Origin of the sequence: Bacillus sp. GMs2/2, assembly GCF_050172095.1 — a bacterium.
Lineage (GTDB): Bacteria > Bacillota > Bacilli > Bacillales > Bacillaceae_G > Bacillus_A > Bacillus_A cereus.
In genome coordinates this window covers 1-4,795 of sequence record NZ_JBNLYE010000306.1, presented here as the reverse complement: position 1 = coordinate 4,795, position 4,795 = coordinate 1, and the positions used below count along the sequence as shown (strand labels likewise).

Here is a 4,795-nt window from a genome sequence, read left to right as displayed (position 1 = left end):
TCGTACAATTAAGTACGAGGCTAATTTCATTTATTCAAATGATTATTTGATTGATCATTCTGTTCTTTTCTTAACTCTTGTTCTTCATCTTTTGGTAATTGTTTATCATTATCCTTAATTGGATTCGTTTCTCTATTTTCTATCATATCATTTGGAACTTGTGGCATTACTCGGCCCACAATAGCGGCTAATTCATCTAGTATACCTTCACCTGTTTTTCCTTTTTTTATTTGCTTTCCAATTTGTTTGAGGCGTTCATACGTATCAACATCTGCTACAACGACTGCATTAGCACCGTCAGGGTCATTTTTTAAACTTTCTGCAACAGAGTATTTAATTGATTCAACTCGAGTTCGATCAAGTTTTGCTTTTACATCAATACCTACAATAGCATATTTTCCAACAACGACCGCAGTTGCATCGTTCACACCTGGCACACTTGCAGCTAAAGATGCTAAATGGTCCGCTGCTTTTTCATTTGGTTTATTTGATTTGTTTGTATAGTTAACATTTTTCATCGAAACATTTTTTTGCTCTGGTTTTTCGTTTGGATTGTCCTTTTTTCCAATACTGCATCCAGTTATAAACAAGCAAAGCATCAACATATATATTAGGCTCTTCATTATTCTCACCACTTTACTATTAAAATTTAATCATAAATCTTTTCAACAGCTTGCATCTTCTTCACTTTTTCTTCTGCTCCGCTATTTGCATTAATGAAAATTTGGTACGTATCTTTCCCTAAAGTACCTACAAATTCATAGCAAAGTACTTCATTATGCAAATCATTTACTACGACAGCTTTACGTTCTTCCATAACTTTAACATCTGGATTGATTTTCTTTCTTGCTTCTGCTGCAGTTAGCTTTGCCGATGGAACTGTTCGCTTTTGATGTGACGCTAAATATTCTTTTGCGGAGAACCCAACGATAGAACCATCATCTAAAGCAATTTTCATTTGGATTGCTTCTGGATAAATTCGTACTCCATTTTCATTTACTACATACGTAAATACACCAACATTATCATATTGAGAGCTATCATAAAGCTCCATATTATTAAACTTATGGTCCTTTAAAAATTTCAAACCTTTACTTCCTGCATCGTTTAAACTAACTTTCTGTTCTTTAATTTCGCGGTTATTCATAACCCAAATTGGATATCCGCCTTTTCCGGTAATATCCATATAGAACTCATTGTTCGTTGCTTCATCTTTAATTTTCACACTATAGAAGGATTCTTTCGCACCTTTTCCACTTTTCTCTACATCTACTTTTTCATTTCCTTTTAAATTCAAAAACGATTTGGCAATTTTCGCCGCTTCATCTTTAGAAATCGCTTTTCCTTCTGCTTCAAATCCACCTTTTTTATTTTTTTGCGCACTAGTAAAGGTCGGTCCGAAGTTTGTAGAAGAATATGATGTTACGTTTTTCTCTACAGTTTTCAATCCATCAATAATTGTGTTATCTGCTGGATCACGATTTGATGCAAGTGCCATCTCAACATCCATCCAGCGTAAATTATTTTTCAAAACAAGATGTTGTACTTTTCTTAGTTCATCTTGTATATTTCCTGCATTTGAATATAAAGTTTCCAATGTTTTATATTCTTGATCATTTAACGGCTCTTTTTCTAAATCACGAATAGCCGCACGATAACTAAAATCACCGATATTCGCTAAAAATTCTTCCGTTTTATTAAAAGGCATTAACGTTAAAGGAAGTTGCCCTACATCCGAACGAGCTTCAGATGTTATTCTCCATACATCTGCTAATGCAGGTGATAAAGATGCACGTGAATTCATTGCAAGCGTTGTCCCGATTTTGTCGTGCAACAAATCAACCTCGTATGCTAAATCATGAAACGCACGTTGATAGCTATTTTCCGCTCGAATTAAAACCGCATTTTTCTCTTGGTGCTCTTTATAGCCCCAATACCCTGTTCCTACTACACCTACTGTTAATAATACAATGATAATACCTCGTAACATTGTCCCACCTCCGCTCTATTTACAGAAAATATGTTTACCGATTTTTTTAATTTGTGGACGAGTCCAAATCCATTTACTAGTCGCAGTATCTGGATTGAAATAATATAAAGCATTTCCTGTTGGATCCCATCCGTTAATCGCATCTAAAACTGCTTTTTTTGCTGTTTCATTTGGCGTTAAATATATTTGTCCATCGGCTACCGCTGTAAATGCTCTAGGCTCAAAGATTACACCTGAAACAGTATTTGGGAATGACGCACTTGTAACACGGTTCAAAATGACAGCAGCTACTGCAACTTGTCCTAAATATGGTTCACCGCGTGATTCTCCGTATACTGCGTTTGCCATAAGCTGAATATCATTTTGAGAATAACCGTTCGGCACATTTGTCCCTTTATTTTGAGGTGGTTTATTCTCTTGTGCAGTGCCACCACTATTTCCTTTATTCGTTGTCGTCCCTTTATTAGCAGTTGACTTGTCATACTTCGTTGCTTTCACGAGCATTTGCTTCGTTTTAGCTCCAGCTAAACCGTCAACGGGTAATCCGAATTTCTCTTGAAAATTCCGAAGTGCCCAATATGTACCCCATCCGAAAACACCATCCACTTTTCCCGTATAAAATCCGTTATATTTCAAACGAGATTGCAGTTCAATGACATCTTCGCCAGATGCCCCTCTTTGAATGACTTGATTAGAAAAAGCTTCTACATTCTTTAGTTGTATACTACTGACCATTAAAGACAGTCCTATGAACGCAAGTAAAACTGCTATTTTAAAAATAGCCTTTTTGTGCATAATTTTCCCTCCTTAATTACGGAAATGATTTCTTGGTTATGTTTTGTAAAAGCCTCGCTTTTATGTAAAGAAGACAAAAAAATCCAAACTCATATCGTTGAAAAAATATGTAAACAATATACAAAAAAGATAAAAGGAGTTCATCATGAAGAAATTGTTAAAGCGTGTCGCACTTGTCATTCTGTTCCTAACAACATGTTCAAATATATATACAGGCTCATCAATTGTTCATGCGCAGCCGCCGTATGCCAAATGGGGTAAGCTTGCCGTAGAAAAGACGAAAGAACAATACCCAAAAGCAGAAATTATTGACTATCTTCATATAGGTAGAAAACCAAAAACAGTTCAAATAACTGTTGAAAAATTTAAATTGTGGTTACGTGAGAACGGAAAAGAATACGGTGTTTTTGTTGATGTAGAATTTGAAACGAAGACGGAGAAATTTATAAAGTTGTCGTTTCAGAAGACGAGTAGATAAAGTGAAACTTTAATCAGTGGGGGTTTTGTTCATCTCCCACTAATCATCCGCCCTCACCAATCGGACTTTTACGGGCAGCCCGACAAATAGCTGGATAAAGTGAAACCCCCACTGTTAAAACAGACACAGTGGGGGTTCTTGCATTTCTAAAATTTTTCCCTAAAGTTTCGATTCCCTAAAAATCTTACCAATATACAAATAGAGCCAATTACAACTGCTATCCCTATACTGTATAAAAGTACTTTACCATACCCACCTATTCTTGGATCTAAAAACGGATATGGATACCAATTCACGATTGGGCCACGTATTAAGCTATATACAACGTAAAAACACGGGAATAAGAGCCAACTTGCAGATTGTTTCCAAGTGATTTTCTTAATAGGTGGATTTAAAATCCAATCTAAAAGCATTGCAATCGGCATGATATAATGTAGCACAGTATTTACCCATGGTATTGCCGTTTGAAGTGACTCTTCTAACCCTCTTAGTAACAAAAAATAAACGAGTCCTGTCGTAAGTATGTATACCGTTGCTGCACCACGAAGTATACTAAACTGTTCTGAGCGACCAAATGTAGCTGTTCCGATACTGCTTAAAAGGAGAATACATGCAACTAAAATGTTACTTTCGATAGTAAAGAAACTAAAAAAGTTAACTGGATTGAACGGTTTCACTTGTGCCCTGATTATGAATTGCGTAATAATGGCGCTACATACTAGAAGACTTAAACAGAATCTAAATAAAGATAAAATTTTTTCATCCTTCATACATTCCCTCCTTTTCTTATATATAATTAGAAATTCCCTGTACATGCTCAATAAATAGTTTTAATGGAACGAGCCCACGTTTTGGCATATGACTACTTATAATAGCTACTACTTCTAACTGAGGAATGATAACGATGTATTGTCCGCCGTATCCCATAGTGAAATATATACAATACGGTATGTGAAATCTTTCGGTATGTAATACCCACCAGTGATATCCATATGCGCCGACATGTTCATATGTTTCAAAATGCGCCCTACTTGACTCTTCTAACCATTTCGCTGATACAATTTCTTTTTCATTCCAATATCCATTTTGCAAACATAATTTTCCTAATTTTAATAAATCGGTAGATTTCATTTTCATACCGAAGCCGCCGACATATATACCCTGCGGATCTTGTTGCCACTCGTATTCGTTAATTTCTAATGGATTAAATAAATATTTCTTTGCAAACCGCTCTGTCGACATTCCAGTAGCTTCTTGAATAATATAGCTCAGTAAATGAGAAGAACCTGAATTATAATTCATTTTTGTAGCAGGTTCTTCAATTATTGGCTTTTCTAATATGTACTGTACCCAGTTCTCTGATTCTACAAAGTCATTTGGGAATACTACTCCATTCCCAAACTCTTTCCAGTCCTCACCAGTAGTCATTGTTAATAAGTGATATAGTGTTAAATTATGTTTTCCCCTAGGTACATTTTCAATCCACTCTGTGATCGGTGTATGTATATCATTTATATAGCCCTTATCAACTG

At 35.6% G+C, this 4,795-nt stretch carries 6 protein-coding genes; 1 reads left to right on the top strand and 5 read right to left on the bottom strand.

All coding sequences use genetic code 11. From position 1 onward, the window contains the following. Positions 1-26 precede the first annotated feature (26 nt). From ACQGS6_RS23035 to sleB, 3 genes are read right to left on the bottom strand one after another with little or no spacing between them, the layout of a single operon-like run. The gene (locus ACQGS6_RS23035) at positions 27-623 is read right to left on the bottom strand and encodes a YhcN/YlaJ family sporulation lipoprotein (protein ID WP_033689706.1); all 597 of its coding nucleotides are present in this window, start codon (positions 621-623) and stop codon (positions 27-29) included. A 26-nt stretch (positions 624-649) separates the two neighbouring features. Then, complete coding sequence (ypeB, locus tag ACQGS6_RS23030; protein WP_000943710.1) at positions 650-1,990, bottom strand: germination protein YpeB; 1,341 nt, start codon at positions 1,988-1,990, stop codon at positions 650-652. Positions 1,991-2,005: 15 nt separating this feature from the next. After that, entirely contained in the window at positions 2,006-2,785 is a 780-nt protein-coding gene (gene sleB, locus ACQGS6_RS23025; RefSeq protein WP_000549033.1) for a spore cortex-lytic enzyme, read from the bottom strand. 145 nt (positions 2,786-2,930) lie between these two features. On the opposite strand from sleB, the gene ACQGS6_RS23020 reads away from it, so the two are divergent. Further along, entirely contained in the window at positions 2,931-3,263 is a 333-nt protein-coding gene (locus ACQGS6_RS23020; protein ID WP_000734903.1) for a DUF3889 domain-containing protein, read from the top strand. Between the two features lie 146 nt (positions 3,264-3,409). Here the strand turns inward: ACQGS6_RS23020 and ACQGS6_RS23015 are convergent, their stop codons facing one another. Both ACQGS6_RS23015 and ACQGS6_RS23010 read right to left on the bottom strand, forming a co-directional pair. Then, on the bottom strand, positions 3,410-4,033 hold the full coding sequence (locus ACQGS6_RS23015; RefSeq protein ID WP_000650950.1) for a Pr6Pr family membrane protein: 624 nt from the start codon (positions 4,031-4,033) through the stop codon (positions 3,410-3,412). Between the two features lie 16 nt (positions 4,034-4,049). Then, a partial coding sequence (locus ACQGS6_RS23010) for a serine hydrolase domain-containing protein (RefSeq protein WP_426965661.1) occupies positions 4,050-4,795 on the bottom strand: 746 nt, incomplete at its 5' end.